Annotated in this window: 23 protein-coding genes, 2 tRNA genes and 1 riboswitch; of the genes, 3 read left to right on the top strand and 22 right to left on the bottom strand. The window is 60.5% G+C overall.

Going from position 1 to position 26,177, the window contains the following annotated elements:
* Positions 1–9: 9 nt before the first annotated feature.
* The 14 genes from nuoH to QA644_RS05495 all read right to left on the bottom strand — a co-directional run bounded on the left by nuoH (position 10) and on the right by QA644_RS05495 (position 11,013).
* Entirely contained in the window at positions 10–1,053 is a 1,044-nt protein-coding gene (nuoH, locus tag QA644_RS05560; protein WP_283071412.1) for an NADH-quinone oxidoreductase subunit NuoH, read from the bottom strand.
* A gap of 11 nt (positions 1,054–1,064) precedes the next feature.
* On the bottom strand, positions 1,065–3,146 hold the full coding sequence (gene nuoG / locus QA644_RS05555; protein WP_283071411.1) for an NADH-quinone oxidoreductase subunit NuoG: 2,082 nt from the start codon (positions 3,144–3,146) through the stop codon (positions 1,065–1,067).
* A gap of 221 nt (positions 3,147–3,367) precedes the next feature.
* Positions 3,368–3,976, bottom strand: coding sequence for a 5' DNA nuclease (locus tag QA644_RS05550; protein ID WP_283071410.1), 609 nt, complete (start codon positions 3,974–3,976; stop codon positions 3,368–3,370).
* Positions 3,977–3,981: 5 nt separating this feature from the next.
* A complete protein-coding gene (nuoF, locus tag QA644_RS05545) occupies positions 3,982–5,286 on the bottom strand; it encodes an NADH-quinone oxidoreductase subunit NuoF (protein ID WP_239599305.1) in 1,305 nt (434 codons plus the stop codon).
* A gap of 12 nt (positions 5,287–5,298) precedes the next feature.
* Positions 5,299–6,429, bottom strand: coding sequence for an NADH-quinone oxidoreductase subunit NuoE (gene nuoE / locus QA644_RS05540; RefSeq protein ID WP_283071407.1), 1,131 nt, complete (start codon positions 6,427–6,429; stop codon positions 5,299–5,301).
* Positions 6,430–6,445: 16 nt separating this feature from the next.
* Entirely contained in the window at positions 6,446–6,718 is a 273-nt protein-coding gene (locus QA644_RS05535) for a hypothetical protein (protein ID WP_283071405.1), read from the bottom strand.
* Entirely contained in the window at positions 6,718–7,908 is a 1,191-nt protein-coding gene (locus QA644_RS05530; protein WP_022714819.1) for an NADH-quinone oxidoreductase subunit D, read from the bottom strand. Before QA644_RS05530 ends, QA644_RS05535 begins: the two co-directional genes overlap by 1 nt.
* A gap of 213 nt (positions 7,909–8,121) precedes the next feature.
* Complete coding sequence (locus QA644_RS35105) at positions 8,122–8,205, bottom strand: hypothetical protein (RefSeq protein ID WP_082046593.1); 84 nt, start codon at positions 8,203–8,205, stop codon at positions 8,122–8,124.
* 180 nt (positions 8,206–8,385) lie between these two features.
* Entirely contained in the window at positions 8,386–8,988 is a 603-nt protein-coding gene (locus tag QA644_RS05520; RefSeq protein WP_239599308.1) for an NADH-quinone oxidoreductase subunit C, read from the bottom strand.
* An 18-nt stretch (positions 8,989–9,006) separates the two neighbouring features.
* The gene (locus QA644_RS05515) at positions 9,007–9,591 is read right to left on the bottom strand and encodes an NADH-quinone oxidoreductase subunit B (RefSeq protein WP_074067398.1); all 585 of its coding nucleotides are present in this window, start codon (positions 9,589–9,591) and stop codon (positions 9,007–9,009) included.
* A complete protein-coding gene (locus tag QA644_RS05510; RefSeq protein WP_028739579.1) occupies positions 9,582–9,947 on the bottom strand; it encodes an NADH-quinone oxidoreductase subunit A in 366 nt (121 codons plus the stop codon). Before QA644_RS05510 ends, QA644_RS05515 begins: the two co-directional genes overlap by 10 nt.
* 246 nt (positions 9,948–10,193) lie before the next feature.
* A tRNA-Asp gene (locus QA644_RS05505) sits at positions 10,194–10,270 on the bottom strand.
* A gap of 47 nt (positions 10,271–10,317) precedes the next feature.
* Positions 10,318–10,394 (bottom strand) — tRNA-Asp (locus tag QA644_RS05500).
* Between the two features lie 217 nt (positions 10,395–10,611).
* Complete coding sequence (locus QA644_RS05495; RefSeq protein WP_039844554.1) at positions 10,612–11,013, bottom strand: cupin domain-containing protein; 402 nt, start codon at positions 11,011–11,013, stop codon at positions 10,612–10,614.
* 214 nt (positions 11,014–11,227) lie between these two features.
* Between QA644_RS05495 and QA644_RS05490 the strand changes: the two genes are divergently transcribed.
* A complete protein-coding gene (locus tag QA644_RS05490; RefSeq protein WP_283071399.1) occupies positions 11,228–12,214 on the top strand; it encodes an aldo/keto reductase in 987 nt (328 codons plus the stop codon).
* 63 nt (positions 12,215–12,277) lie between these two features.
* On the opposite strand, the gene QA644_RS05485 is transcribed toward QA644_RS05490, so the two are convergent.
* The 6 genes from QA644_RS05485 to clpP all read right to left on the bottom strand — a co-directional run bounded on the left by QA644_RS05485 (position 12,278) and on the right by clpP (position 21,345).
* Complete coding sequence (locus QA644_RS05485) at positions 12,278–14,488, bottom strand: esterase-like activity of phytase family protein (protein WP_283071397.1); 2,211 nt, start codon at positions 14,486–14,488, stop codon at positions 12,278–12,280.
* Between the two features lie 81 nt (positions 14,489–14,569).
* Complete coding sequence (locus QA644_RS05480) at positions 14,570–15,469, bottom strand: DMT family transporter (protein ID WP_283071395.1); 900 nt, start codon at positions 15,467–15,469, stop codon at positions 14,570–14,572.
* Between the two features lie 90 nt (positions 15,470–15,559).
* Positions 15,560–15,714: riboswitch (FMN riboswitch) on the bottom strand.
* Between the two features lie 121 nt (positions 15,715–15,835).
* Complete coding sequence (hupB, locus tag QA644_RS05475; protein WP_028739578.1) at positions 15,836–16,111, bottom strand: DNA-binding protein HupB; 276 nt, start codon at positions 16,109–16,111, stop codon at positions 15,836–15,838.
* 205 nt (positions 16,112–16,316) lie between these two features.
* On the bottom strand, positions 16,317–18,734 hold the full coding sequence (lon, locus tag QA644_RS05470; protein ID WP_283071393.1) for an endopeptidase La: 2,418 nt from the start codon (positions 18,732–18,734) through the stop codon (positions 16,317–16,319).
* A 401-nt stretch (positions 18,735–19,135) separates the two neighbouring features.
* Positions 19,136–20,413, bottom strand: coding sequence for an ATP-dependent Clp protease ATP-binding subunit ClpX (clpX, locus tag QA644_RS05465; protein WP_022714809.1), 1,278 nt, complete (start codon positions 20,411–20,413; stop codon positions 19,136–19,138).
* A 302-nt stretch (positions 20,414–20,715) separates the two neighbouring features.
* A complete protein-coding gene (gene clpP, locus QA644_RS05460; protein ID WP_039844551.1) occupies positions 20,716–21,345 on the bottom strand; it encodes an ATP-dependent Clp endopeptidase proteolytic subunit ClpP in 630 nt (209 codons plus the stop codon).
* 367 nt (positions 21,346–21,712) lie between these two features.
* Here clpP and QA644_RS05455 point away from each other — a divergent pair, with 367 nt between their 5' ends.
* Both QA644_RS05455 and QA644_RS05450 read left to right on the top strand, forming a co-directional pair.
* Complete coding sequence (locus QA644_RS05455; RefSeq protein WP_239599315.1) at positions 21,713–22,966, top strand: GGDEF domain-containing protein; 1,254 nt, start codon at positions 21,713–21,715, stop codon at positions 22,964–22,966.
* Between the two features lie 50 nt (positions 22,967–23,016).
* Positions 23,017–24,261: a cytochrome P450 gene (locus QA644_RS05450; RefSeq protein ID WP_283071392.1), complete on the top strand. Its 1,245-nt coding sequence runs from the start codon at positions 23,017–23,019 to the stop codon at positions 24,259–24,261.
* Between the two features lie 17 nt (positions 24,262–24,278).
* Here the strand turns inward: QA644_RS05450 and QA644_RS05445 are convergent, their stop codons facing one another.
* Both QA644_RS05445 and QA644_RS05440 read right to left on the bottom strand, forming a co-directional pair.
* Positions 24,279–25,061, bottom strand: a complete 783-nt coding sequence (locus QA644_RS05445; protein ID WP_283071391.1) for a DUF1194 domain-containing protein — start codon at positions 25,059–25,061, stop codon at positions 24,279–24,281.
* Between the two features lie 274 nt (positions 25,062–25,335).
* Positions 25,336–26,139, bottom strand: a complete 804-nt coding sequence (locus tag QA644_RS05440; RefSeq protein WP_283071390.1) for an SDR family oxidoreductase — start codon at positions 26,137–26,139, stop codon at positions 25,336–25,338.
* Positions 26,140–26,177: the final 38 nt, after the last annotated feature.

The following is a 26,177-nucleotide window of genomic DNA, read 5'->3' as shown; positions in this document are numbered from 1 at the left end:
CGGACATCATCATGCCCATCCCATCAGCTTCAGCACGAATGCAACGATGACGACCATGGCGAGCGACAGCGGAAGGAAGACCTTCCAGCCGAGGCGCATCAGCTGGTCGTAGCGGTAGCGCGGCACGAAGGCCTTGACCATCGCGAACATGAAGAACACCAGGCAGGCCTTCAGCGTGAACCAGATAATACCCGGTACCCAGTTCAGGAACCAAACGTCAACCGGGGGCAGCCAGCCGCCGAGGAAGAGGATCGTCGTCAGCGCGCACATCAGGCAGACGGCCGCATATTCGCCAAGCATAAACATCATGTACGGCGAAGAGCCGTATTCGACCATGAAGCCGGCGACCAGCTCCGATTCGGCTTCTGGAAGATCGAAGGGCGGACGGTTGGTTTCGGCAAGCGCGGAAACGAAGAAGACGATGAACACCGGGAACAGCGCGAGCCAATGCCAATCCAGGAAGGACGCCGGCAGGCCGAGCATCGTTCCAAGGCCGTCTTGCTGCGCATTGACGATGTCGGTCAGGTTCAGCGAACCGACGCAAAGCAGGACACAGACGATGACGAAGCCGATCGAGACTTCGTAGGACACCATCTGCGCGGCCGAACGAAGCGCACCCAGGAACGGATACTTCGAGTTCGAAGCCCAGCCGCCCATGATGATGCCGTAAACTTCGAGCGAGGCGATCGCGAAGATATAGAGGATGCCGACATTGATGTCGGCAATCACCCAGCCATCTGCGAGCGGCACGACCGCCCAGGTGGACAGCGCCAGAAGCACGGCGACGAGCGGCGCAAGCAGGAAGACGACCTTGTTTGCGCCCGCCGGAATGATCGGCTCCTTGAAGACGAACTTCAGAAGGTCGGCGAAGGACTGGAACAGGCCGAAGGGGCCGACGACGTTCGGGCCGCGGCGAAGCTGCACCGCAGCCCAGATCTTGCGGTCGGCAAGGAGCACGTAGGCAATAAAGACCAGAAGGCAGACCAGCAGGAGAAGCGACTGGCCGACCATGATGATCCCCGGCCAGACATATGTGGAAAAGAAAGAGTCCATAGTCCCTGCCCTTACTCTGCCGCGACTTTGAAGTTGTTGCGGGCCAATGCCGAGCATTCGGCCATGACAGCCGAGGCGCGTGCGATCGGGTTCGTCAAATAGAAGTCTTTGACCGGTGACGCAAACCCGGATTTGTTCATCTTCCCGGCTTTTTTGGCCAGTGCGGCAATTTTGGCGCTGTCGCCTTCGGCGATCTCGTCGACGGCGGCGAAATGCGGGAACGCGGCATAGAGTTTCGAGCGCAGTTCGGCAAGCGAATCAAAGGGAAGCTTCTTGCCGAGGACGTCGGAGAGCGCACGCAGGATCGCCCAGTCCTCGCGGGCGTCGCCCGGTGCGAAACCGGCGCGGCTGCCCATCTGGACGCGGCCTTCGGTATTGACCCAAGTGCCCGACTTTTCAGTATAGGCGGCAGCCGGCAGAATGACGTCGGCATGGTGCGCGCCGTTGTCGCCGTGCGAGCCGATATAGACCGTGAGCTTGGCCTTCTTGGCGGTGAAGTCCAGCTCGTCGGCGCCGAGCAGGAAAAGCACGTCCATGGAGGCCAGCATGGCAGCCCCGTTGACGCCCTTGGCGCCGGGCACGAAGCCGAGGTCAAGGCCGCCGACACGCGATGCGGCCGTGTGCAGGACGGCAAAACCGTTCCAGCCTTCGACTACCGCGCCGACGTTGACGGCGAGCTTTGCGGCGCTTGCCAGAACACCCGCGCCATCCGTGCGGGAAAGCGCGCCCTGGCCGATGATGATCAGCGGCGTCTTGGCCTCCGTCAGAACCTTGGCGAAGGCATGGTTGCCATCCACCAGATCCTTCAGCGTATCCGGACCGGCACCGAGATATTCGTAATCATAACGCAGGTCACCGCCTTCGCCGATCACGCCGATCGGGAAGCCGCCGCGGCGCCAGCGCTTGCGGATGCGGGCATTGAGCACGGGAGCCTCGAAGCGCGGGTTCGCGCCGATGATGAGCAGCGCATCAGCCTGTTCGATGCCTTCGATCGTCGGGTTGAAGAGGTAGCTTGCGCGGCCGAGCGACGGATCAAGTGCCGTCCCATCCTGGCGACAGTCGAGGTTCTCGGAACCGAGCGACTTCACCAGTTCGGAGAGCGCGTACATTTCCTCGACCGAAGCGAGGTCGCCGGCGATCGCGCCGATCTTTTCGCCGGTCGTCTTGGAAACTGCAGTCTTGATCGCGCCGAAGGCTTCCGCCCAGGTCGCGGGCTGCAGGCGACCACCCTTGCGGACATAGGGTTTGTCGAGACGCTGCGTCTTCAGGCCGTCCCAGATGAAGCGGCTCTTGTCGGAAATCCACTCCTCGTTGATCGCCTCGTTGACGCGCGGCAGGATGCGCATGACTTCGCGGCCGCGGGTATCGACGCGGATTGCGGAGCCGAGCGCGTCCATGACGTCGATCGATTCCGTCTTGTTCAGTTCCCACGGACGGGCCGTGAAGGCGAAGGGCTTCGAGGTCAGCGCGCCGACCGGGCAAAGGTCGACGACGTTGCCCTGCAGCTCGGAGGTCATCGCCTGCTCGAGATAGGTGGTGATTTCGGCGTCCTCGCCGCGGCCGATCAGGCCGAGTTCCGAGATGCCGGCGACTTCCGTCGTGAAGCGGACGCAGCGCGTGCAGTGGATGCAGCGGTTCATGACCGTCTTGACGAGCGGGCCGATATACTTGTCCTCGACGGCGCGCTTGTCTTCCTGATAGCGCGAGGTATCGATGCCGAAGGCCATCGCCTGGTCCTGCAGGTCGCATTCGCCGCCCTGGTCGCAGATCGGGCAATCGAGCGGGTGATTGATCAGCAGGAATTCCATTACGCCTTCGCGCGCCTTCTTGACCATCGGCGTGTTGGTGAAGACTTCCGGCAGTTCGCCGTTCGGTCCGCCGCGAATGTCGCGAACGCCCATAGCGCAGGATGCCTGCGGCTTCGGCGGGCCGCCCTTCACTTCAACAAGGCACATACGGCAATTGCCGGCGACCGACAGCCGCTCATGGAAGCAGAAGCGCGGAACTTCAGCGCCGGCTTCCTCACACGCCTGGATGAGCGTGTAATGATCCGGGACTTCGATCTCGTTGCCGTCTATCTTCAGTTTTGCCATCGTCACTCAGTCCTGTTTCCCGTTCGCCGGATGGCGGCAAACAAACCTATTCTGCAACATGACCGCTGCCAGGCGGGATTTTGCCCCCGCAGGCACCGGTGTCGCCCAATTGTCCTTCCAGGATTCGGAAAACCCGAAACCCGATCGGCGCGCAGTTCGCAGGCCCCTGCCCGCTTGCCGCTTCGCCATCCCCCTCCGGCTGCTTGGGTCAGCCGAAAAGATCACGTCCGCTTCCGGCCCTTCGCACAAAGCGCCTTCGCCTGACCGGTCCAGTCGTCGCGTGCGATGCGGCCGTTGAAACCAAGTTCGGCGTCGAGCTTTGCGATTTCCGCATCCGTCCAGGCGGCAATCTCGGCGAAGGTCCGAATGCCCTTTGCGTTCAGCACCTGCTCGAGCTTCGGACCGATGCCGGCAATCAGCTTCAGGTCGTCTGCCTTCTTCGCGCGTGCCGCCGGCTTCTTCGGTGCCGTAGGCTTTGATCCAGTTGCGCCGACAAGCGAAAGCTTGGCCTTCTCCACCGCCGCCGGCCGGATATTCTCCGGCTTGATGCGCACTTCCGGCTTTGGTTCTTCCGGCGGCGTGTCGTCAAGCGCTTCCGCCAGCCTGTTGGTCTCCTCGAACGCGCCCTGCAGAGCGCCGAAGAAAGCGCCAGCTATCTGCGTCGAGAAACCGAAGCCGATCGCCGTTGCCGCAGCCATCGCCGCTACGGGCGGCGCCATCAGCGGATGCATCGGCAGAGCCCGCTCCAGCATCTCGGCTGCAAGACGGCCGAAGTCTGCCGGGAAATCGGCCGCTCCATCCTTCCCTGTGCTACCGGATGCCTTCGTCATCTTTCTTACTCCGCTGCCTCGAGAACCGCACCGTGATCCATTGCGCTTGCTGTGTACTGATCGATGCGCGCTTCGATCTCCGGACGGAAGTTACGGATCAGACCCTGCACCGGCCATGCGGCGGCATCGCCGAGCGCACAGATGGTGTGGCCCTCGATCTGCTTGGTGACCTGGAAGAGCATGTCGATCTCGCGCTTGTGGGCGTTGCCCTTGGCCATGCGCTCCATCACGCGCCACATCCAGCCGGTGCCTTCGCGGCACGGCGTGCACTGGCCGCAGCTCTCATGCTTGAAGAAAGCCGAGATGCGGGCGATCGCCTTGATGACGTCCGTGGACTTGTCCATGACGATCGCGGCGGCCGTGCCGAAGGACGAACCGACAGCGCGCAGGCCGTCGAAATCCATCGGGCAATCGATGATGTCCTTGGCGGGCACGATCGGGCAGGAGGCGCCGCCGGGAATGACGGCGAGCAGGTTGTCCCAGCCGCCGCGGATGCCGCCGGCGTGACGATCGACGAGCTCACGGAAGGTGATGCCCATTTCCTCTTCGACGGTGCACGGCTTGTTGACGTGCCCGGAGAGCATGAAAAGCTTGGTGCCGACATTGTTCGGACGGCCGATCGAGGAGAACCAGCCGGCGCCGCGGCGAAGGATCGTCGGGGCAACGGCGATCGATTCGACGTTGTTGACCGTCGTCGGGCAGCCATAGAGACCCATATTGGCCGGGAACGGCGGCTTCAGGCGCGGCTGCCCCTTCTTGCCCTCAAGGCTTTCGAGCAGGGCGGTTTCTTCGCCGCAGATGTAAGCGCCGGCGCCGTGATGGACATAAATTTCCATGTCCCAGCCGAGCTTGTTGTTCTTGCCGAGCAGGCCGGCATCATAGCATTCGTCGATCGCCGCCTGTAGTGCCTCACGCTCACGGATGTATTCGCCGCGGACATAGATGTAGGCGGCGTTCGCGCCCATGGCGAAGCTCGCAATCACGCAGCCTTCGATCAGCGTATGCGGATCGTGGCGCATGATGTCGCGGTCCTTGCAGGTGCCGGGCTCCGACTCGTCGGCATTGACGACGAGATAGTGCGGCCGGCCATCGCTTTCCTTCGGCATGAAGGACCATTTGAGACCGGTCGGGAAACCTGCGCCGCCACGGCCGCGAAGGCCGGACGCCTTCATCTCGTTGACGATCCAATCGCGGCCCTTTTCGAGGATCTGCTTGGTGCCGTCCCAGTGGCCGCGGCTCATCGCGCCTTTCAGGGACTTGTCCTTGAGGCCGTAGATGTTGGTAAAGATGCGGTCCTTATCTTGTAACATGCTTCACACCTCTTACCGCGGCTTCTTGCCAAAGACCTTGATATATTCCGCTTCGCCGCCCTTGGCGAGCGCCTTGGCCTGCTTGGCCCAGTCGTCGCGCTCGATGCGGCCCTTGAAATTCAAGTATCCATCGACCCATTCGCGTTCGGCCTTCTTCCAGCCTGCGACCTGCGCATAGGTGAAGATGCCGAGTTCGTTCAAAATGGCCTCGATCTTCGGACCGACGCCCGAGATCAGCTTGAGATCGTCCGGAGCTGTCGGCTTTTCGATGCCGACCGGCCGGTTCTTGTCGGTCAGCGCCGGCTTGCTCACGGCCGGAGCCGCGGCTGCCCTTGCGGGCTTTTCGGCCGGTGCAGGCAGCGGTGCAGCCTCGACGGCCTTGACATTCTTGGCCGCGGCCTTCGGCGCCGTATGGGGCGTCTTCAACGCCGGATTGGTTTCGGCGTCCGAGCTCTTCGGCCGGCCGGCCTCGGAGGGCGGAAGGCTGACGGCATCGCTGACGGCCTTTTTTGCGGAAGGCTTCGGCTTCGGATCCGGCGCCAGAAGCGTCGTCGGACCGCCTTCGGGCGAGGAAAAATGACGGTCGATCTGCGGGCCGGGCTTGATGCTCGCCCCATTGCCGACATTGAACGTGTCGATGATCTCTTCGAGGCGCTCCGGCGTCAGGTCTTCGTAAGTGTCCTTGCCGATCATCACCATCGGTGCGTTAACGCAGGCCCCGAGACATTCGACCTCTTCCCAGGAGAGCGTGCCTTCGGCATTGCGCTCGAACGGGTGATCGTGGATCTTGCTCTTGCAGACCTTCATCAGGCCTTCAGAGCCGCGCAGCATGCAGGGCGTCGTGCCGCAGACCTGGACGTGCGCGCGCGTTCCGACCGGACCCAGCTGGAACTGGGTGTAGAAGGTCGCGACTTCGAGGACACGGATATAGGCCATGTCCAGCATGTCGGCGACTTTCTCGATCGCCGCGCGGGTGACCCAGCCGTCCTGCTCCTGCGCCCGCATCAACAGCGGGATGACCGCCGACTGCTGACGGCCTGCGGGATATTTCTTGATCGTTTTGTCCGCCCAAACCGCGTTTTCGTCATTGAACGCGAATGCGGCAGGCTGGAATTGATCTTCGGCTAGTCGACGAACGGACATTCTTCCTCACGCCTTGTCAGTTTAGGGTCCCACACCGCGAGGCTGTCAGAGACTGCATCTCGCAAGCATAGGCCGACTTGTCTTTCTGCATAAACACAACGAACTTGTTGCCGTTCGGAACGGCAGCCTTGATTTCATAGCCCCGGGACAATAGCTCGCCCATGGAGGCCTGGCCGCCCGGAGGCGCTACATCCTGCGCGCCCAGCTTCTGGCCGAATCCCTGATTATCCTGAGCGAACGCTCCGGATGCCATGAGGAAAACGGCTGCTGAAAGCGCGGCAAGCTGCATCAGCGGTCCACCTCGCCGAACACGATGTCGAGCGAGCCGAGAATGGCAGCGACGTCAGCCAGCTGGTGGCCGCGGCACATGAAATCCATCGCCTGAAGATGGGCATAGCCCGGAGCCTTGATCTTGCAGCGATACGGCTTGTTGGAGCCGTCGGAGACGAGATAGACGCCGAACTCGCCCTTCGGCGCCTCGACGGCGGCGTAAACTTCGCCGGCCGGAACGTGGTAGCCTTCGGTATAGAGCTTGAAGTGGTGGATCAGAGCTTCCATCGAGCGCTTCATCTCGCCGCGCTTCGGCGGCACCACCTTGCCGTCGACCGACGAGAACGGTCCGGTGCTGGCATCGCCAAGCAGGCGGTTCACGCACTGCTTCATGATGCGGACCGATTCACGCATTTCAATCATGCGGATCAGGTAACGGTCATAGCAGTCGCCGTTCTTGCCGATCGGGATATCGAACTCGAGATCGGAATAGCACTCGTAAGGCTGCGCACGGCGCAGGTCCCAGGCAGCGCCCGAACCGCGGACCATGACGCCCGAGAAGCCCCAAGCCCAGCAGTCTTCAAGCGATACCACGCCGATATCGACGTTACGTTGCTTGAAGATGCGGTTGCCGGTCAGAAGATCGTCGATGTCGTCCAACGCCTTCAGGAACGGATCGCACCAGTCGCCGATATCCTGAACGAGCTTTTCCGGCAGATCCTGATGGACGCCGCCTGGACGGAAATAAGCCGCATGCATGCGCGAGCCGGAAGCGCGCTCATAAAACACCATCAGCTTTTCGCGCTCTTCGAAGCCCCAGAGGGGCGGCGTCAGCGCGCCGACGTCCATGGCCTGGGTCGTGACGTTGAGGAGATGCGACAGGATACGGCCGATTTCCGAATAAAGAACGCGGATCAGCTGACCGCGAATCGGGATTTCGATGCCAAGCAGCTTCTCGACGGCCAGCGCGTAGGCATGTTCCTGGTTCATCGGCGCCACATAATCGAGGCGGTCGAAATAAGGAACGGCCTGCAGATAGGTCTTGGTTTCGATCAGCTTCTCGGTGCCGCGATGCAGCAGGCCGATATGCGGATCGACGCGCTCCACAATTTCGCCGTCAAGCTCCAGGACAAGACGGAGAACGCCGTGCGCCGCCGGATGCTGTGGCCCGAAATTGATGTTGAAGTTGCGGACGTTATGTTCGGTCATGCTGCAAACTCCAAGCCAAACGCGCCGCTGGTTAGGCGAGTGGCGAATGGCGAATAGCGAATAGTTTCGTTCCGTTTCATTGTTTCTCCTGGAGACTCCGTATCAGCGCCCTGATCATCCGTCTGATCTCGTCGCACTTTTCGGTCATCTGCCTGAACGCAATCTCGCCGATCAACCGACGCGGTGAGAAATGAATATCTGTTTCCAATTCCTTCAACGAACCTGGGACATGCGCAGATATCGAATAAAGCTTCCAGTGACTTCACGTCCGTGCCCTTCAGCAATATTGGCAGCAATCGAATTTGCTGCCCTGCGTATCTTGGTCGTCAGACCGTCAAATCTCCAACTTGGGAAGATCCGTGGTCATCCGATAGCAGTCCACCGCGAGATCGATCGCCAACTGCCAGACCTTGAGATCCTTGTCGGAGTTTATCGTCTGCAACCCCTTCCCAACTCGTCGCTGTTCACTATTCGCTTCTACTGCTTCGCCTTCTCATCGCCCGGCAGCACGTACTCGGTACCCTCCCAAGGCGACATGAAGTCGAAGTTGCGGAATTCCTGCTTCAGTTCCACCGGTTCGTAAACGACCCGCTTTGCCGCATCGTCGTAACGGACTTCGACGAAGCCGGTCGTCGGAAAGTCCTTGCGAAGTGGATGTCCTTCGAAACCGTAATCGGTCAGGATGCGGCGGAGATCCGGGTGGCCGGTGAAGAGAACGCCGTACATGTCCCAGGTCTCGCGCTCGAACCAGTCGGCGCCGGGATAGACCGCGCAGGCCGACGGAACCGGCGTATCCTCGTCGGTCGCGACCTTCACGCGGATGCGCAGGTTCTGCTTCGGCGACAAAAGATGATACACAACGTCGAAACGCTTTTCGCGCTCCGGCCAATCGACGCCGCAGATGTCCGTCAGGTTGACGAAACCGCACTTGGCGTCATCGCGCAGGAACGCCAGAAGCGCGATCAGGTTTTCGCCCGTCGTCGTCAGTGTCAGCTCGCCGAACTTCAGTTGCGTCGCGGCAATCAGGCTGCCACGCGCTTCCGAGAGATGGGACGAAAGCTCAGTGAGGGCTTCGCTCATATGTCTTGTCCTTAACCCTTACCGCTCGATCGTGCCGGTGCGCCGGATCTTCTTCTGCAGCAGAAGCACGCCGTAAAGCAGCGCCTCCGCCGTGGGGGGACAGCCCGGCACGTAGATGTCGATCGGCACGACGCGGTCGCAGCCGCGCACCACCGAATAAGAATAGTGATAGTAGCCGCCGCCATTGGCGCAGGAGCCCATCGAGATCACGTAACGCGGCTCAGGCATCTGGTCATAGACCTTACGGAGCGCGGGCGCCATCTTGTTGGTGAGAGTGCCAGCAACAATCATCACGTCCGACTGGCGCGGCGAAGCGCGCGGCGCAAAGCCGAAACGCTCTACGTCGTAACGCGGCATCGACAGCTGCATCATCTCGACGGCGCAGCAGGCGAGACCGAAGGTCATCCACATTAGCGAGCCGGTACGCGCCCAGTTGATCAGTTCGTCGGTCGAGGTGACGAGAAAACCCTTGTCGGCCAGTTCGTTGTTGATGTCGCCGAAGAACCCGTCGTTGCTGCCGATCGGCTTGCCGGTTGCGGGATCGATGATCCCCTTCGGTTGCGGCGCCACGAGCGTGCGATTGCTTGAGGGGGTCACTGCCATTCCAGGGCTCCCTTCTTCCATTCATAGATAAAGCCGACGGTGAGCACGAGCAGGAAGACCATCATGGACCAGAAGCCGAACCAGCCGATGGCGCCAAAGGAAACCGCCCATGGGAAGAGGAAGGCGACTTCGAGGTCGAAGATGATGAAGAGGATCGACACGAGATAGAAGCGGATGTCGAATTTCATGCGAGCATCGTCGAAGGCGTTGAAGCCGCATTCGTATGCGGAAAGCTTTTCCGAATCGGGCGCCTTGAAGGCCACGGCAAACGGCGCAATCAGAAGCGCCAGGCCGATGACGAGGGCAATGCCGATGAAGATAGCAATCGGAATATAGGAACTGAGCAGTTCAGTCATCATGTTCATCCCTGCTTGCCGAATGCGCCAGGCAGCGCAACGGGCAAATGCCCGGCAAGCGAACGTGCGTTGCAACAAGCCGTGGTTAGCGCAGCCGGAGCCATGGCGCAAGACTTTTAGAAAGCCAATTCCACCTGTGAGGATGCGACATTATCAAGCAGATGCAACGATGTCGCGACAAATACGCACAAGTTGCGAGAGGTTGCATGGCAGCCAACCAAAAACTGCATGGCTCGGAGAAAAGAATGGCGCGAGTGACGGGGCTCGAACCCGCGACCTCCGGCGTGACAGGCCGGCACTCTAACCGACTGAGCTACACCCGCGCATCTTGAAGGAAAGGCCGGAAAGCGCCTTGCGGCACATCTTAAAATGGCGCGAGTGACGGGGCTCGAACCCGCGACCTCCGGCGTGACAGGCCGGCACTCTAACCGACTGAGCTACACCCGCACTTCATTTCAAGTCATCCGGAGCTTTCGCATCCTTGTCAAAACGGACAGGCCGCTTCGATGAGCGGCTAACTAAGGGGTTCGCATTTGAGTGTCAAGCAGGTTTGGAGACAAAACCATGACAGTCCGGAAATTGTTTTCGAGGCGAAGTCCAGCCGCCGCACAAGAGCTGAGCGTTGACAGGACTTCCGACGCATTTTCGCGCGTCTGACGCCGCTTCAGGCCTTTCCGGCATATTGCTCGTCGCTGACCTGCTCCATCCAGTCGGCGACACTGCCATTCAGTGATTCCTGGATGGCGATATGCGTCATCGCCGTTTCCGGGGCTGCGCCATGCCAGTGCTTTTCGCCGGCCGCGAACCAGACGGTGTCGCCCGGCCGGATTTCGCGGATTTCGCCGCCCCAGCTCTGCACAAGCCCCTTGCCGGACGTGACGATCAGCGTCTGGCCCAGAGGATGCGTGTGCCACGCGGTGCGCGCTCCCGGCTCGAATGTCACGTGCACGACCCTCACGCGGGCCGGATCCGGCGCTTCGATCAACGGATCAAGCCGCACGGTGCCAGCGAAATAGTCCGCCGAAGCCTTCGCCGATGGCCGGGAACCGGCTGTCTTGATTTCCATACTATTGCCTCTTCGTTGTTTGATCCGGCGCGTCCCTCACAGAAAGTAGGTCATCGGTCGGCCCATTTGAAGTGGAGCGGGAAGATATGCCAGACCAATCGGCACCGTCTCGAATAAGCAACGTCTGCGCCCTATTTCCCCCGCAGGCGCTTGTCCGCCCGGGGCCTGGCTGATAGTCGCCGTGCGAGCTTTTCATCACGAATGGAGGATTCCCATGAAACAGCATTCTTTCGGCCGCATGCCGTTTTCAGTCACCAATGTCGGGTTCGGCGCATGGCAGATAGGCGGTTCCTGGGGCGAGGTTAGCGAGGCTGACGGCCGGGCGGCCCTCAATGCGGCGCTCGACGCCGGCATCACCTTCATCGACACAGCGGACGTTTATGGCGACGGCCGATCGGAAAAGATCGTCGCCGACGTGCTGAAGAGCCGTGGCGGCACGCGCCCGATGATCGCCACCAAGGCCGGCCGAAGGCTGAACCCGCATGTCGCCGGCGGCTATACCAAGGCCAATCTCGAAGGCTTCATCGACCGCAGCCTGAAGAACCTGCAGGTCGACAGTCTCGACCTCGTCCAACTCCACTGCCCGCCGACCGAGGTGCTTTACCGTTCGGAAGTCTTCGACGGTCTCAACGAGCTGCAGAAGGCCGGCAAGATCAAGGGCTATGGTGTCAGCGTTTCGACGGTGGAGGAAGGCTTGAAAGCGATCGAGTTTCCGGGCGTTGAAAGCATCCAGATCATCTACAACATCTTCCGTCAGCGCCCCGATCGCCTCTTCTTCCAGGAAGCCCGCCGCAGGAACGTCGCCGTGATTGCCCGCGTGCCGCTCGCAAGTGGCCTGCTCTCCGGCAAGATCACCCGCGACACCAAGTTCGCAAGCGACGACCACCGCAATTTCAACCGCCACGGCGAGGCCTTCGATGTCGGCGAGACCTTCGCGGGCGTTCCCTTCGAGGTCGGCCTGCAAGCGGTCGAGGAGGTGCGCAAGCTGGTGCCGCAGGGCGCCTCTATGGCAGCCTTTGCGCTTCGCTGGATCCTGATGAACGATGCCGTGACCGTGGTCATCCCCGGCGCGCGCAACGCCGAACAGGCAAGGGCCAACGCAGCGGCCGCCGATCTCGCGCCGCTCTCCCACGACGTGATGGACGCGACCCGCGAGATCTACGAGCGGCTGATTGCACCGCATGTGCATCAGCGCTGGTAAGCGTAACTTTCAGAACCAAAAATGGCCGGGTTTGACCCGCCATTTCCTTTCAGTTCTGGGACCTCAGTTCGTGCCGACCAGGTTGACCGGGAAGAACAGGGTTTCACCTGAGGAGTCGCTGACCCCGTCGTTGTCGGTGACGGCATAGGCCTTGCCGCCAGCGTCGAAGGTGAAGCCTTCGATCTTGTCGAGCACGTAGCCGTTGGTGGCCGTCTTCAGCTCGTTGACGAAGTCGTAGGCTTCGGTCTTCTCGACGGCCGGCAGCTCGCCGCCGAGCTTGGCGGGCTTGAGATCGGCGATCGCCACCTTATAGAGCTTCTTCAACTTCGCTGCATCGCCCACGAGGTTGTCGCGCTCGATGATATAGACGTTGTCGCCATGGGCAGAGATTTCCGAAAGACCGACCCAGCCGTTTTCGGACTTGTCGAGCGGGTAGCGCACGGCGCCCCATTCCTTGCTCTTCAGATTGTAGGAGACGAGCTTGACGAAGCCCTTCTCGTCGTCCTTCCATTCGCGCTGAATTGCCATCCACAGCGTTGCATCATCGCCGGAGCCGATGATCGTCACGCCTTCGAAGCCGTAGCGGATTTCGTTGGCGGTCAGTTCCTTCGGCAGGGCGACCTCGGCCTTGATCTCGCCCTTCGGATTGACGTGGTAGAGCGCGTGCGGCAGCAGCTTTTCGCTGTTGCCTTCGGAAGCGAGCCAGAACCAGCCCTTCTCATCGACGGCGATGCCCTCGATGTCGAGCTTCTGGGCGGCAGCACCATCACGCTTGACGGTCAGCGTCTCGGTGATGACGGCGGGCTTCTGCGTCGCGTCGATCGTGTAGATCGTCGGCTGCATGCCGAGCACGCTGTCGCTGACCGCAAAGAGCTTGCCGGGCTTTTCCGGAACGGCAGCAAGGCCCGAAAGGGCGGCAAAGCCGACCGGGTTGCCATCCTTCTCGGCCGCGACGATCTGCGGATAGGCCTTCTCTCGTTCGGCAAGCTCGTAGATCATCACATGCGAGCGCGGGCCGCCGTCCTTTCCGAGATCGACTTCGTTGGCGGTCGCAAAGAGGTTGCGCGAGGGGATGGCGACAGCGCCTTCCGGCGAAACGCCCGATGGCAATATCTGCGAGAGCTCCGGGTCGGCGCCCGTGTCCTTGTAGACGCCGACAACAGAAGCGCGCTCGGCAAGCACGAAGAAATATTGCTGGCCTCCGAAGGTGGCTGCTTCCAGGCCCTCCGGTTCGACGCCCTTCGAGGAAGAGCGACCGTCCGGATAATGGCCGAGATCAGCCACGGCGCGCTCGAAGGAGCTGCCGGATTCGTAGAGAACCTTGCCGGTCTTATCGAAAATCGTGAACCCGCGCGAGCCGCCTTCATAATCGCCTTCGTTGGCGACGACGAGACGGTTGTCGTCCAGCCATTTCACAGCGTCCGGTTCGCGCAGAACACCCTTCAGTTCGCTAGCAAACTTCAGCGCCCCGTCCTTCTTCGCGTCGATACCGGAAAGGTCGGTGCTGCCTGCGGGGAAATGCGTCTTCACCTGTGCGGTTTTGGCGTCGATGATGACGATCTCGTTGTTTTCCTGCAGTGTCAGTGCGATCTCATCCTGGCCGTTGAAGGCGACGAATTCCGGCTCCGGGTCCTCCGGCGCGACGGCCGAGAGGCCGGTCAGCGCAACGTGCTTGATCGTGCTGCAATCGACCGTTCCGTCCTTGACCTGGAAGATAGCGAGATCGCCTGCCGGCATCTGCGGGATCTTGCCGTCGTTGACGTCTTCGTCGCGCTCGTTTTCGATGGCGATGGTGCCGAGCGTCTTGTCCTTGTTGAGCGCAATCGAATCCGGCTGACCGCCGAGATCGCAGGTGTTCTCGATCTTTTTGGTGGCAACGTCGACGATTGCCAGATGGCCGGAAGGCTTCTGCTTACTCTCGCCGGTGTTGACGGCAACGAGCGCCTTGCCGGCTGCCGACGTAACGGATGTCGGCTCGCCGTCCATCATCAGCGCGCCGACGGCCTTCGGGGCCTTGGCATCGATGATGTCGACGAAGCCGATCGCGCCGAGCGGGCTGTCGCTGTAAATCAGCGTCCTGCCGTCATCGGTGGCGGTGATGATTTCGGCGGAGGTCGTGGAAAGCTTGTCCTTGCCGGCGGGCAGGTTTGCGGCAACCGGGAAGGACGCAATACGATTGAAAACAGGCTCCGCAGCGGCCGGGAAAGCAACGGACGTGAGAAGCACGGCAGCCAGTGTTGCCTTGCGCGATGAAATGGTCATGAAATCCCCCATGTGTCGAATATCGAAACGGGGAATTTTTGAGGGACGCTGATGACAGACACATGACAGCCGGCGCGTTTTGCACCGCCCTGTCTATGCGGCCGTCTGCTCGCGGCGCAGTTCGTTGCGCATGATGAAGAGGGAGGCGCAAAAGATCCATGCCGCTCCGAGCCAGAGGTAACCGGTAGGCGCATAGCCGGAGACGAGCCAACCCGCTAAGACGTTGAGCGGCAGCTTGAGATCGTCGAAGGGCTGCACATAGGCAGCGTCGGCCGCTGTATAGGCAAGTGTGAGAAAATATTGCGCGAGCACGGTCAGCAGGCCGGCGAGTACGAAAAGCCCCAGCGTGACGCCCGCCGGAACCTCGAAGCCGGCCGCCAGCGCAAGCCCGCCATTGATGGGCGTCAGAAGCACCAGCAGCCAGACCGTGATGGTTTCGGGCCGCTCGATGCCCGTCAGATTCTTGGTGATCAGCGAGGAAGCGCCCCAGAGCAGCGCCGAGAGGATCGGAAGCAGGGCCGCCCAAGTGAAACTGACCGACCAGGGCTGCAAGATGATCATCGCACCGGCAAAGCCGGCGATCGTTGCCGTCCAACGGGCCGGACCAACGCGTTCCCTGAGCAAGAGTCGCGCACCGAGAATGATGAAAAACGGCGATGTCATCACCAGCGCGATCGCCTGCCAGATCGGCACGGAGGCGAGCCCCGTGACCCAGGCTTCGACGCCAAGCGCCGCACAGGCGACGCGCACGACATGGCGCCAAGGATAATTGGTGCGCATCGCCGAGAAGCCGGCTCGGTAGAGGAACGGCAGCGAGAAGACGAGCGCGAAGGCATATTGCCAGAAGGCAATGGACGCGGCCGGGAAGGCAAGCTTCATCGCCGCCCATTGCGTGACGACGTTGAGGATCGAGAAGGCCACGCCGGCCAGCACCATCCAGGCGGCACCTGCCATGGCACGCGACGTGGAAATAGTGAGGGAAGTCTGATTCATGTCATTCATCCAAGATAAAAAGGACCAACACAAATCAGGACGCATGAGCGCAACAACACCGCCGGGCAGTTCCCTGCCCTTCGTGCATGCGATCATTCTCTTTCATCCGGACTATGACCGTCGGCTCCGGCATCGCACCGGATCTGCTGACCCCTCCCCGCCCATCGGCGCGCGGAAGGCGCTCGCGGGCTCGGGCCGAGGCCCTTACCGCCGGTGGGGACTTTCACCCCGCCCTGAGAACAGAAAAGCCGTAGATAAAACTTGAAAAGCCCGCAAGACCTGCGGAAAGTGGAAAAGGGTCCGGCTTTCGCCGAACCCCTCCAAACCTGGGCTGCCAGTCTCGTTATCCGGCGGCCAGAAATCTCATTAGCCGTTAACGGCATCCTTCAGGCCCTTGCCGGGCGTGAACTTCGGCACGTTGCGAGCCGGAATATTGACTTCGGCGCCGGTGGACGGATTGCGGCCCTTGGTGGCAGCGCGATGAGAAACGGTGAAGCTGCCGAAGCCGGCGAGACGGATGTCGCCCTTCTTCTTCAGTTCAGCCTGGACAACGTCGAAAACAGCGTCGACAGCAGAAGCAGCGTCAGCCTTGGTGAGGCCAGCCTTTTCGGCAACTGCGGACACGAGTTCATTCTTGTTCATGTTTCCACCCCTTTCAATGGTTCGAAACGACTCAAATCTGTAAGCCAGGCACAGAATAAGTTTCATCAGGCCCGCCGCAACCCAAAAGCCCTGCAAATCAAGGAAAAGCAAGCGGCTCTGTGACGTTTTCACAAAAAAGGCTGGCGTTTTAAGCCAGCCTTTTCCGAGTTTTGCAGCATTTTGACATAAATGTGGCAGGCAGCGCTCAGTGAGCGATGGCTGCACCTGTCTCATCGAGGCCCTCGACCGTCGCGATGACCGGCGTTTCAACCGTTCCATCCCATTCGATCGGTTCAGGCCTGCGAACCAGCGCATGCCTGATCACCTCGCCCATGCGGGATACCGGGATGATCTCCATGTTGTTCTTCACGTTGTCCGGAATCTCCGCCAGATCCTTGGCATTTTCTTCCGGGATCAGCACCTTCTTGATGCCGCCGCGAAGCGCTGCGAGCAGCTTTTCCTTCAGGCCGCCGATCGGCAGAACGCGGCCGCGAAGGGTGATCTCGCCGGTCATGGCGACATCCTTGTTGACCGGAATGCCGGTCATGATCGAGACGATCGCGGTTGCCATGGCGACACCGGCCGACGGGCCATCCTTCGGCGTCGCGCCTTCCGGCACGTGCACGTGGATGTCGCTCTTGTCAAAGCGCGGCGGCTCGATGCCGAAATCGACAGCGCGCGAGCGAACGTACGAGGCCGCAGCGGAGATCGACTCCTTCATGACTTCCTTCAGGTTGCCAGTGACCGTCATGCGGCCCTTGCCCGGCATCATCACGCCTTCGATCGTCAACAGCTCGCCGCCGACTTCGGTCCAGGCAAGACCGGTGACCACGCCGACCTGATCCTCGCGCTCGGCTTCGCCGTGGCGGAAGCGCGGAACGCCCAGATAGTCGTCGATGTTGGCAGCCGTGACGGCGACCGACTTCGACTTGCCCTTGATGATCTCGGTCACCGCCTTGCGGGCGAGCTTCATAAGTTCGCGTTCGAAGTTACGCACCCCTGCTTCGCGGGTGTATTGCTGGCTGATCGCCATCAGGGCATCGTCGCTGACCGAAAATTCCTCCGGCTGCAACGCATGTTCCTTGATGGCCTTCGGCAGCAGGTGCCGCTTGGCGATTTCTCGCTTTTCGTCTTCGGTATAGCCGGCGATACGGATGATCTCCATGCGGTCCATCAAAGGTGCCGGAATGTTCAGCGTATTCGCCGTCGTGATGAACATCACGTCCGACAGGTCGTATTCGACTTCCAGGTAGTGATCCATGAAGGTCGAGTTCTGGGCCGGGTCGAGCACTTCGAGCAGGGCCGAGGACGGATCGCCGCGGAAATCCATGCCCATCTTGTCGATCTCGTCGAGCAGGAAGAGCGGATTGGACTTTTTCGCCTTCTTCATCGACTGGATGACCTTGCCGGGCATCGAGCCGATATAGGTGCGGCGGTGACCGCGGATTTCGGCTTCGTCGCGAACGCCGCCGAGCGCCATGCGGACATACTCACGGCCGGTCGCCTTGGCAATCGACTGCGCAAGCGAGGTCTTGCCGACGCCCGGAGGGCCGACGAGGCACAAGATCGGCCCCTTGAGCTTGGCTGCGCGCGCCTGCACGGCGAGATACTCGACGATCCGCTCCTTGACCTTGTCCAGGCCGAAGTGATCGGCTTCGAGGATCTGTTCTGCGTGGTTGAGGTCCGACTTGATCTTCGATTTCTTGCCCCACGGAATGCCGAGCAGCCAGTCGAGATAGTTGCGGACGACGGTTGCTTCGGCAGACATCGGGCTCATCTGGCGCAGCTTCTTCAGCTCCGCGTCGGCCTTCTCGCGCGCTTCCTTGGAAAGCTTGGTCTTGGAGATGCGCTCTTCCAGTTCGGCCATCTCGTCGCGGCCCTCCTCGCCGTCTCCGAGCTCCTTCTGGATCGCCTTCATCTGCTCATTCAGGTAGTATTCGCGCTGGGTCTTCTCCATCTGGCGCTTGACGCGCGAGCGGATGCGCTTTTCGACCTGCAGGACCGAAATCTCGCCTTCCATGAAGCCGAGCGCCTTTTCGAGGCGAGCCTTGACGCTGGTGGTTTCCAGCATCTCCTGCTTTTCGGTAATCTTGATCGACAGGTGCGAGGCAACCGTATCGGCGAGCTTGGAATAATCGTCGATCTGGCTGGCAGCGCCGACCACTTCAGGCGAGATCTTCTTGTTGAGCTTCACATAGCTCTCGAACTCCGAAACGACGGAGCGCGACAGCGCTTCCAGCTCGACCGGGTCGTCATGCGGCTCTTCGAGCACATGGCCGAGCGCCTCGTAGAAATCCTCGCGGCTGGTATAGGCATCGATCTCGGCACGGGCGCGGCCTTCGACAAGAACCTTCACGGTGCCGTCGGGCAGCTTCAGGAGCTGCAAAACATTGGCAACCGTGCCGACATTATGAATTGCTGAAGGATCTGGATCATCATCGCTTGCGTTGATCTGGGTGACCAGCATGATCTGCTTGTCAGAACCCATGACCTCTTCAAGCGCACGGATCGACTTTTCCCGTCCGACGAACAGCGGCACGATCATATGGGGGAAGACCACGATGTCGCGCAGGGGCAAAACAGGATAGGCAGTGCTGCTCGCTACAGACGTTTTCTTCGTCATTTTATTTCCTTTCCATCGTCCCGTTTCCGGGCTCTTTGCGCGGCCGCATGCGATTGGCCGGCGCTCTCACCTGGGCTACAAGTGGAGGTTCTGACTATGCATTTCAAGCCACGCTAACGCCCGCGTTCCACGGTTGTGACAGCTTTATTACAACGGAACGCTAGTACAATGAAGCGCCTAACTGGATCGACGCTTACCGCTTTCGAACCGGCTAAAACACAAGGCCGGAAAACTCGCTATGGAATCATTCCATCATCTTTAAGGACGGAACATTCCGCAACGTCAGCAATAGCGTTTTCCCAGTCTTGCCAGCCATTATTAACAGGACCATACACGGTTTTTCAAATAGAAAGGGGCCTGCCTTCGGCAAGCCCCTAAATCTAACCATACGAGGACCGGCATCAGGCCGAGGCGTTTGCCTTTTCCTCCTGACGGTCCGCATAGATGTAGAGCGGACGGGCAGAACCGCGGGCAACTTCCTCGGAGATAACGACTTCGCGAACGCCTTCCAGCGCCGGCAGTTCGAACATCGTATCGAGCAGGATCTTTTCCATGATCGAGCGAAGGCCGCGGGCACCGGTCTTGCGTACGATCGCCTTGCGGGCGATTTCGCGGAGCGCATCCTCGTGGAAAGTGAGTTCCACGTCTTCCATCTCGAACAGGCGCTGATACTGCTTGATGAGCGCGTTCTTCGGTTCCGACAGAATCTGGATCAGCGCATCCTCATCGAGGTCTTCGAGCGTTGCCAGGACCGGCAGACGACCGATGAATTCCGGAATGAGGCCAAACTTCACCAGATCTTCCGGCTCGAGTTCGCGCAGCACTTCGCCGACGCGGCGGTCATCCGGCGCCTTGACGGTCGCACCGAAGCCGATCGAGGTCTTCTCGCCGCGTGCCGAGATGATCTTGTCGAGACCGGCGAAGGCGCCGCCGCAGATGAACAGGATGTTCGTCGTGTCGACCTGCAGGAATTCCTGCTGCGGATGCTTGCGGCCGCCCTGCGGAGGAACGGAAGCGACCGTGCCTTCCATGATCTTCAGAAGCGCCTGCTGCACGCCCTCGCCCGACACGTCGCGAGTGATCGAGGGATTGTCGGACTTGCGGGAGATCTTGTCGACCTCGTCGATATAGACGATGCCGCGCTGGGCGCGCTCGACATTGTAGTCGGCAGACTGCAGAAGCTTCAGGATGATGTTTTCGACGTCTTCACCGACATAGCCGGCTTCGGTCAGCGTCGTTGCATCGGCCATCGTGAAGGGAACGTCGATGATGCGGGCGAGCGTCTGGGCGAGATAGGTCTTGCCGCAGCCGGTCGGGCCGACCAACATGATGTTCGACTTCGCCAGTTCGACTTCACTGTTCTTGGTGGCATGCGCCAGGCGCTTGTAATGGTTGTGGACGGCAACCGACAGTATCTTTTTCGCCTGCCGCTGGCCGATGACGTATTCGTCGAGAACCTTGATGATGTCCTGGGGGGTGGGAACGCCGTCGCGGGACTTGACCATCGAGGACTTGTTCTCCTCGCGGATGATGTCCATGCACAGTTCGACGCATTCATCGCAGATGAAGACGGTCGGCCCGGCGATTAGCTTCCGGACTTCGTGCTGGCTCTTTCCGCAGAACGAACAATACAGGGTATTCTTGGAGTCGCCGCCGTTGCTGCCGCTGACCTTGCTCATATCACTTTCCTTCCAGCACGCCGCATTTCAAGGTGAAATCGCGGTCCACTCAATGGCCCGCCGGCCTGCTCCCACCGGAGCATCAGCCGGCCAAGGCTTTAAGGGGTAAAAACCGGTACCCAACCAAAACATGCCCGGGTTCCGGCGGCAACGAACTCCCCTTCGAATGCCGAATGCTATGTCATACAGATTCAACATAGCATTAATAGTTACTATTAGCGTCTTCGCTACCGCATTAAACCCCTTGTTCAATCACAAATGGGATAGAACTGTGGCGGCAAAAACACCATCCCTATTAATTACTAGGCCTGATCGCCTTCCATTTCGATGCGCGACGTCAGGACCTTGTCGATCACGCCCCAGCTCTGAGCCTCGTCGGCATCCATGAAGTGGTCGCGGTCGAGGGTCTTTTCAACTTCTTCGTAGCTGCGGCCGGTATGCTTCACGTAGACCTCGTTCAGCCGGCGCTTCATCTTCAGGATATCCTTGGCGTGGCGCTCGATGTCGGATGCCTGCCCCTGGAAGCCGCCGGAGGGCTGGTGAACCATGATGCGGGAATTCGGAGTGGCAAAGCGCATATCCTTGTGGCCGGCGGCCAGAAGCAGCGAGCCCATCGAGGCCGCCTGGCCGATGCAGAGCGTCGAAACGGCGGGCTTGATGAACTGCATCGTGTCATAGATCGCCATGCCGGCACTCACGACGCCGCCCGGCGAATTGATATAGAGCGCGATTTCCTTCTTCGGGTTTTCGGCCTCGAGGAAGAGAAGCTGGGCGCACACGAGCGTCGCCATGTGATCCTCGACGGCGCCCGTGAGGAAGATGATGCGTTCCTTCAGCAGGCGGGAATAGATGTCGTAGGAGCGTTCACCGCGATTGGTCTGTTCCACGACCATCGGCACGAGGGCCATAGCGGTATCGACTGGGTTTCTCATGTGCGTCCTTTGCCAACGTCTGCCGGCTGCCGCCGGGAATCAAAGAAAATGCTTCATCCCTACATAGAGTGTCACCGCCCTCTTCTTCAAGACACGCATAAGGATAACGTTAAGAAGCGGAGCCGGCGCAGGATGAACCTCATGACAGGGCTATCTCCCAGCCGCCGCTTGACCGGGAGAGGCCACCAAGGGGGCTCACAGCTTTTCTCCGCGACAGGATGAACGAACCCTAAATACCACTCGGATAGTCCCGAGGCGGTTTACCTTGTGGAAAGCCTAATGGCGAATATAGGGCAGAAGGCGTTCCGGCATTAATCGACTGGAGAATTTCGGCGGCGAGAATGCCCGCATTCCAAGGGGTGTTGCCGTGTTTAATATTACTACAGGATTAGCCATCTGGTGCGCGGAAGCCATGACGCTCGCGTTGCTGCTGTTCATGGCCTGGCGCCATAACGTCCGCAACAGGGCCTATCTTTATTGGAGTCTCGGCTTCCTGTTGAGCGGCACCGGTTTTGCCATGATCGCGCTGCGCAGCCAAATCCCCGATATCCTATCGATCGAGGCCGGCAACGCGACCGCACTCCTCGGCCAGAGCGCCTGGGTTGCAGGCTTCATGGCGCTCGATCGCCGGAAGATCGAATGGTGGGCGCTGCTGCCGCCGGCGATATGGCTTGCCGGCGTTTACCTGCCCTGGGTCAACGACGACTCCGGCAACCGCGTCATCCTTTACAATCTTGCTTCGGCGACCGGCGCCACCGGCCTTGCCATGGCCGTCTGCAGCGCCGGCATGCGCCGCGAACCGACGCGCGGCAAACTTGCCGCCGTCTTCATCGTCCAGGCATGGCTTTGCTTTGCCGTGGCTCTGACGATGGCCGTGACCTTGCCGAGCGACGCGGAAGCGACCAACTACAGCGGCGCAGCTGCCATGGCGAGCGCCTTTCTGCTGACGATCGCCTTCGCATTCACCTGCCGCATGATCATGGAACGTTCGGAAAAGCACTTGCGCGCCTTGAGCCTCACCGATTCATTGACCGGCGTCTGGAACCGCCGCGGCCTTTTCGCCCGGTTCGATGCAATGCATGAGAAGGCCTTCGACGACAAGCGCCAGATCGCAGTCCTGCTTTTCGATCTCGATCATTTCAAACGCGTCAACGACCGTTTCGGCCATCAGGCGGGCGACGCCGTTCTTTCGGCTTTTGCGAGGACGGCGCGCCAGTTCGTGCCGGATAACGTCTTCGGCCGCATGGGAGGCGAGGAATTCGCGGCCTTCGCGATCGTTGCCGACCAGATGGAGGCAGAGGCGCTTGCCGAATCGATCCGCGCCGAATTCTGCCGCGTGCCGGTCGCAACCGGCGAGGCGATCGTGCCGGCCACCGTCAGCATCGGCATTGCGCTCAGTTCTGCGGCCGAAACCAATATGGACAAGCTGATTTCCGCAGCCGACCGCGCACTCTATGCGGCAAAGGCCGCTGGCCGGAACTGCAGCGTCATTTTCGGAGCGGAAGAAGCCGCCGCCCCCGCACCTGCGGAAATGGACAAGAATGCCGGCGAGCTGGTCCCGACGGTTGACGATCAGGTCGACGCGCTCCGGCGGATGGGCTCGCTGTCGCGCGCCGGCTGACCTTCCGATCCATCTTTTCGGGGCCTGTCAAATCCGCTAAGCCTGCGAACATGATGATAGCGCCCTTTTTCTCGATCGATCCCGCCACCCGCCGCGTTTCCCTCGACAGCAGCGATCCGGCTTTCTACGGCAATCCGAACGACGTCTATGAGGCGCTGCACTGCCATTGTCCGACCTTTTACTGGGAACAGCAGAAGCAGTGGTTCTTCACCGGCTACGACCATGTGAACGGATTGCTGCGCGACCGACGCTTCGGCCGCCAGATCCTGCATATCGCGACGCGCGAAGAGCTGGGCCTTGCCGAGCCGGAGCAGCATCTGGCAAATTTCGATCTGGCCGAGCGCTACTCGCTGCTCGAACTCGAGCCGCCGGAGCACACGCGCCTGCGCACCCTCGTCAACCGCGCCTTCGTCTCACGCCATGTCGAGAAGATGAAGCCGGAGCTTGCGGAGCTCGCGAACAAGCTCATCGACGGTTTCAAGGACAAGGGCGAGGTCGAACTGCTTTCCGCCTTCGCCGATATCATCCCGGTGACGATGATCGCCCGCATGATTGGCATTCGGGAAGAAATGGGACCGCAGCTTCTTGCCTGGTCACATGCCTATATCCGCATGTATCTTTTCGGCCGCACGCGCGAAGACGAGGACGGCGCCGAGCGAGCCGCAAGCGAATTTTCCAATCATGTGAAGACAGTGATTGCCGAGCGCCGCGCCAACCCGCGCGACGATCTGCTGACGCACATGATCCACACGGAGCACAAGGGCCAGTACCTGACCGATGCCGAGCTGGTCTCGACAACGATCGTGCTCCTCAATGCCGGCCACGAGGCGACCGTGCACCAGATCGGCAACTCGGTCCGCGTCATCCTGGAAAGCGGCTGTGATCCCGCCGAATTGTTCAAAGACGAAGCGGCGACGGAGCGCACGGTCGAGGAAACGCTGCGTATCTGCGCGCCGGTGCATATCTTCCAGCGCTGGGCCTTGGAGCCCGTCGAGATCGATGGCATCTCTTTCAATCGCGGCGACAAGGTGAGCCTGATCCTTGCCGCCGCCAATCTCGATCCGGCGAAATTCACCGATCCGCTGAGCTTCAGGCCCGACCGCAACGAAGCGCCGAACCTCTCCTTCGGGGCCGGCATTCACTTCTGCATCGGCGCGCCGCTCGCCAGGCTCGAACTCAACGTCGTCCTGCCGATCCTCTTCGAACGGCTGCCGGGCCTCAAGTTGGCGAAGACGCCGTCTGTGAAGGACGTCTACCACTTCCACGGGCTGGATGCGCTGAATCTCGCCTGGTGACGATTGTCCGCCAAAGCTCAGCGATGCCGGGCCTTATCGCCGATCGCTGCGATTTCGCTCATGTTGGAGATTTCGCGCAAAAGCTTGCGATAGATTGCCGGGGAATATTCTTCGGGAGCTGCGACTGGCTCAGCAAAGGCGTCTGGTCCGCCGATCACCTCGCTCCGGAAATAGGCAAGCAAGTTTTCGGGCGATATGACCTCTCCTTCATCGCCCAGCAATCCGCCATACACAACAGGTAAGGCATTGATGGTGATGCCGCGGGCAAGGACGCCGGCGCGGACGGGCATGACATCGCGCCCCTTGTTGTTGACGCCGTCGCCGGAGATATTGATGAGCGAGCGCGTCGCCTCATAGCCGCTGGAGCGGATCAGATAATCGGCATAGGAAAGTATGCCGCTGATGGACGTGCCTCGGCGTATCTTTGCCGGTAAACTCACCTCAAGCTTCAGCGAAAACATCCAGGAATCGATCTCATTCGTGATGATGGTCCATGGCATGACTAGCCTTCGCTGTCCGTCGCCGCCCCATTCGACATAAGTGACGGCGATCCGGCCGTGCCTGCCTGCTGCGATCGTTTCGATGATTTCCGGGCGCCGGAACGCTTCGACGAAGCCCCGCTGCTGCAGCGCCTTTTCCTCCGCATCCATTGATGTCGATACGTTAGCCGCGATCACCAGCTGCATATTCACAGGCTCGCCGGCCATGGCGACATTGAATATTGTCGCAGCCATCGAAAGGCCGGCAAGCAATTCAGCGATATGGCGGTGCCCTCTGGATGTTTCCCTCGACACCTGCATGTCACCCTCCCCAAGAAGAGTTGATTGATTGCGTGAAAAGAGGCGTACGGACGAAATTGCCGGCGCGAAGATCGGGCCGGATGGCGGTTTCAATAGTGGAAAGCGATCTCAAGTTAAATTAGCTAAATATAATATAATGAGCGAACGTGATTTGCTCGCGGTCAGCTGTAGTAATACTTCGGAATTAGCGCCTCGATCGAAACGGAACGCTTGCTCAAAAAAGGGCACTTGGGACTGCGTTGGTTCGCCGCAGTCCCAAGATAGGCGCGCCGCCTCAGGCCCTCGGGACACCATAGCGGGCGGCCGGGTGGTCGTGCGAGAGGTTGGGGCCAAGCGCCGAGCGGGCAGCGCTGAACGCGTTCCAGTCGGCATTGTCCGGAAGAGAGGGAATGGTGATGAGTTCGCCCTGATCGAAGCCTGCCAGTGCCGCATCCACCATGTCCGTCACGTCCATGATCATCGTCGGCGGGAAGCGATCGAAGGAGCTGCCGACACGGTCGAAAATTTCGGTCCGGGTCAATCCGGGAAGCACGGCCTGGACCTTCACGCCCTTTGGCCCCGCTTCGGCGTTGATCGCCTGCGTCAGATTGAGCACGAAGGCCTTGGTGGCGCTGTAGGTGCCGTTGAAGCGCTCGGCGATCAGCGCTACGACCGACGCGATGTTGATGATGGCGCCCTTGCCGCGTTTGGCGAATGTTTGCGCCGCGGCGATGCCGAGCCGGTTCACGGCTACGACATTCAATTCGATCATCGTTTCGAGATAGTCGATATCATCATCCAGCAGCGTGCCTTTCGGACCGATTCCGGCATTGTTGACGAGAAGCGTGATGTCTTCATCCTGACGCAGCCGTTGTTCGACGTTGCGGACATCTTCACGCTCCGTGAGATCGGCCGGCAGCACCTCTGCCTTGATGCCCCGCTCTGCCGTCAGCTTTTCGGCAAGCGCATGCAGGCGACTGGCATCGCGGGCGACAAGCAGGAGATCATAGCCGCGTTTTGCCAGGCGATCGGCATAGGTCGCGCCGATCCCCGAGGAGGCGCCGGTCACGAGTGCAGTTCCAAGAGACGAGCGAGACATTGGTAATCCTTTCCGAGATGAATTTAGTGGTATATGCC

This window comes from Rhizobium sp. CC1099 (assembly GCF_029714385.1).
Taxonomy (GTDB): Bacteria; Pseudomonadota; Alphaproteobacteria; order Rhizobiales; family Rhizobiaceae; genus Rhizobium.
The sequence above is the reverse complement of the archived record's forward strand: the minus strand, read 5'-3'. Positions and strand labels throughout refer to the sequence as shown.

Coding starts and splice junctions, on each gene's coding strand:
- nuoG (WP_283071411.1), bottom strand. CDS start 3,146: ATGGCAAAACTGAAGATAGACGGCAACGAGATCGAAGTCCCGGATCAT.
- QA644_RS05440 (WP_283071390.1), bottom strand. CDS start 26,139: ATGTCTCGCTCGTCTCTTGGAACTGCACTCGTGACCGGCGCCTCCTCG.
- QA644_RS05550 (WP_283071410.1), bottom strand. CDS start 3,976: ATGACGAAGGCATCCGGTAGCACAGGGAAGGATGGAGCGGCCGATTTC.
- QA644_RS05515 (WP_074067398.1), bottom strand. CDS start 9,591: ATGGCAGTGACCCCCTCAAGCAATCGCACGCTCGTGGCGCCGCAACCG.
- QA644_RS05530 (WP_022714819.1), bottom strand. CDS start 7,908: ATGACCGAACATAACGTCCGCAACTTCAACATCAATTTCGGGCCACAG.
- QA644_RS05520 (WP_239599308.1), bottom strand. CDS start 8,988: ATGAGCGAAGCCCTCACTGAGCTTTCGTCCCATCTCTCGGAAGCGCGT.
- QA644_RS05445 (WP_283071391.1), bottom strand. CDS start 25,061: ATGCAGGTGTCGAGGGAAACATCCAGAGGGCACCGCCATATCGCTGAA.
- QA644_RS05485 (WP_283071397.1), bottom strand. CDS start 14,488: ATGGGGGATTTCATGACCATTTCATCGCGCAAGGCAACACTGGCTGCC.
- QA644_RS05510 (WP_028739579.1), bottom strand. CDS start 9,947: ATGACTGAACTGCTCAGTTCCTATATTCCGATTGCTATCTTCATCGGC.
- QA644_RS05450 (WP_283071392.1), top strand. CDS start 23,017: ATGATGATAGCGCCCTTTTTCTCGATCGATCCCGCCACCCGCCGCGTT.
- QA644_RS05495 (WP_039844554.1), bottom strand. CDS start 11,013: ATGGAAATCAAGACAGCCGGTTCCCGGCCATCGGCGAAGGCTTCGGCG.
- QA644_RS05535 (WP_283071405.1), bottom strand. CDS start 6,718: ATGCAGCTTGCCGCGCTTTCAGCAGCCGTTTTCCTCATGGCATCCGGA.
- nuoE (WP_283071407.1), bottom strand. CDS start 6,429: ATGTCCGTTCGTCGACTAGCCGAAGATCAATTCCAGCCTGCCGCATTC.
- nuoH (WP_283071412.1), bottom strand. CDS start 1,053: ATGGACTCTTTCTTTTCCACATATGTCTGGCCGGGGATCATCATGGTC.
- clpX (WP_022714809.1), bottom strand. CDS start 20,413: ATGAGCAAGGTCAGCGGCAGCAACGGCGGCGACTCCAAGAATACCCTG.
- QA644_RS05490 (WP_283071399.1), top strand. CDS start 11,228: ATGAAACAGCATTCTTTCGGCCGCATGCCGTTTTCAGTCACCAATGTC.
- lon (WP_283071393.1), bottom strand. CDS start 18,734: ATGACGAAGAAAACGTCTGTAGCGAGCAGCACTGCCTATCCTGTTTTG.
- nuoF (WP_239599305.1), bottom strand. CDS start 5,286: ATGTTACAAGATAAGGACCGCATCTTTACCAACATCTACGGCCTCAAG.
- clpP (WP_039844551.1), bottom strand. CDS start 21,345: ATGAGAAACCCAGTCGATACCGCTATGGCCCTCGTGCCGATGGTCGTG.
- hupB (WP_028739578.1), bottom strand. CDS start 16,111: ATGAACAAGAATGAACTCGTGTCCGCAGTTGCCGAAAAGGCTGGCCTC.
- QA644_RS05480 (WP_283071395.1), bottom strand. CDS start 15,469: ATGAATCAGACTTCCCTCACTATTTCCACGTCGCGTGCCATGGCAGGT.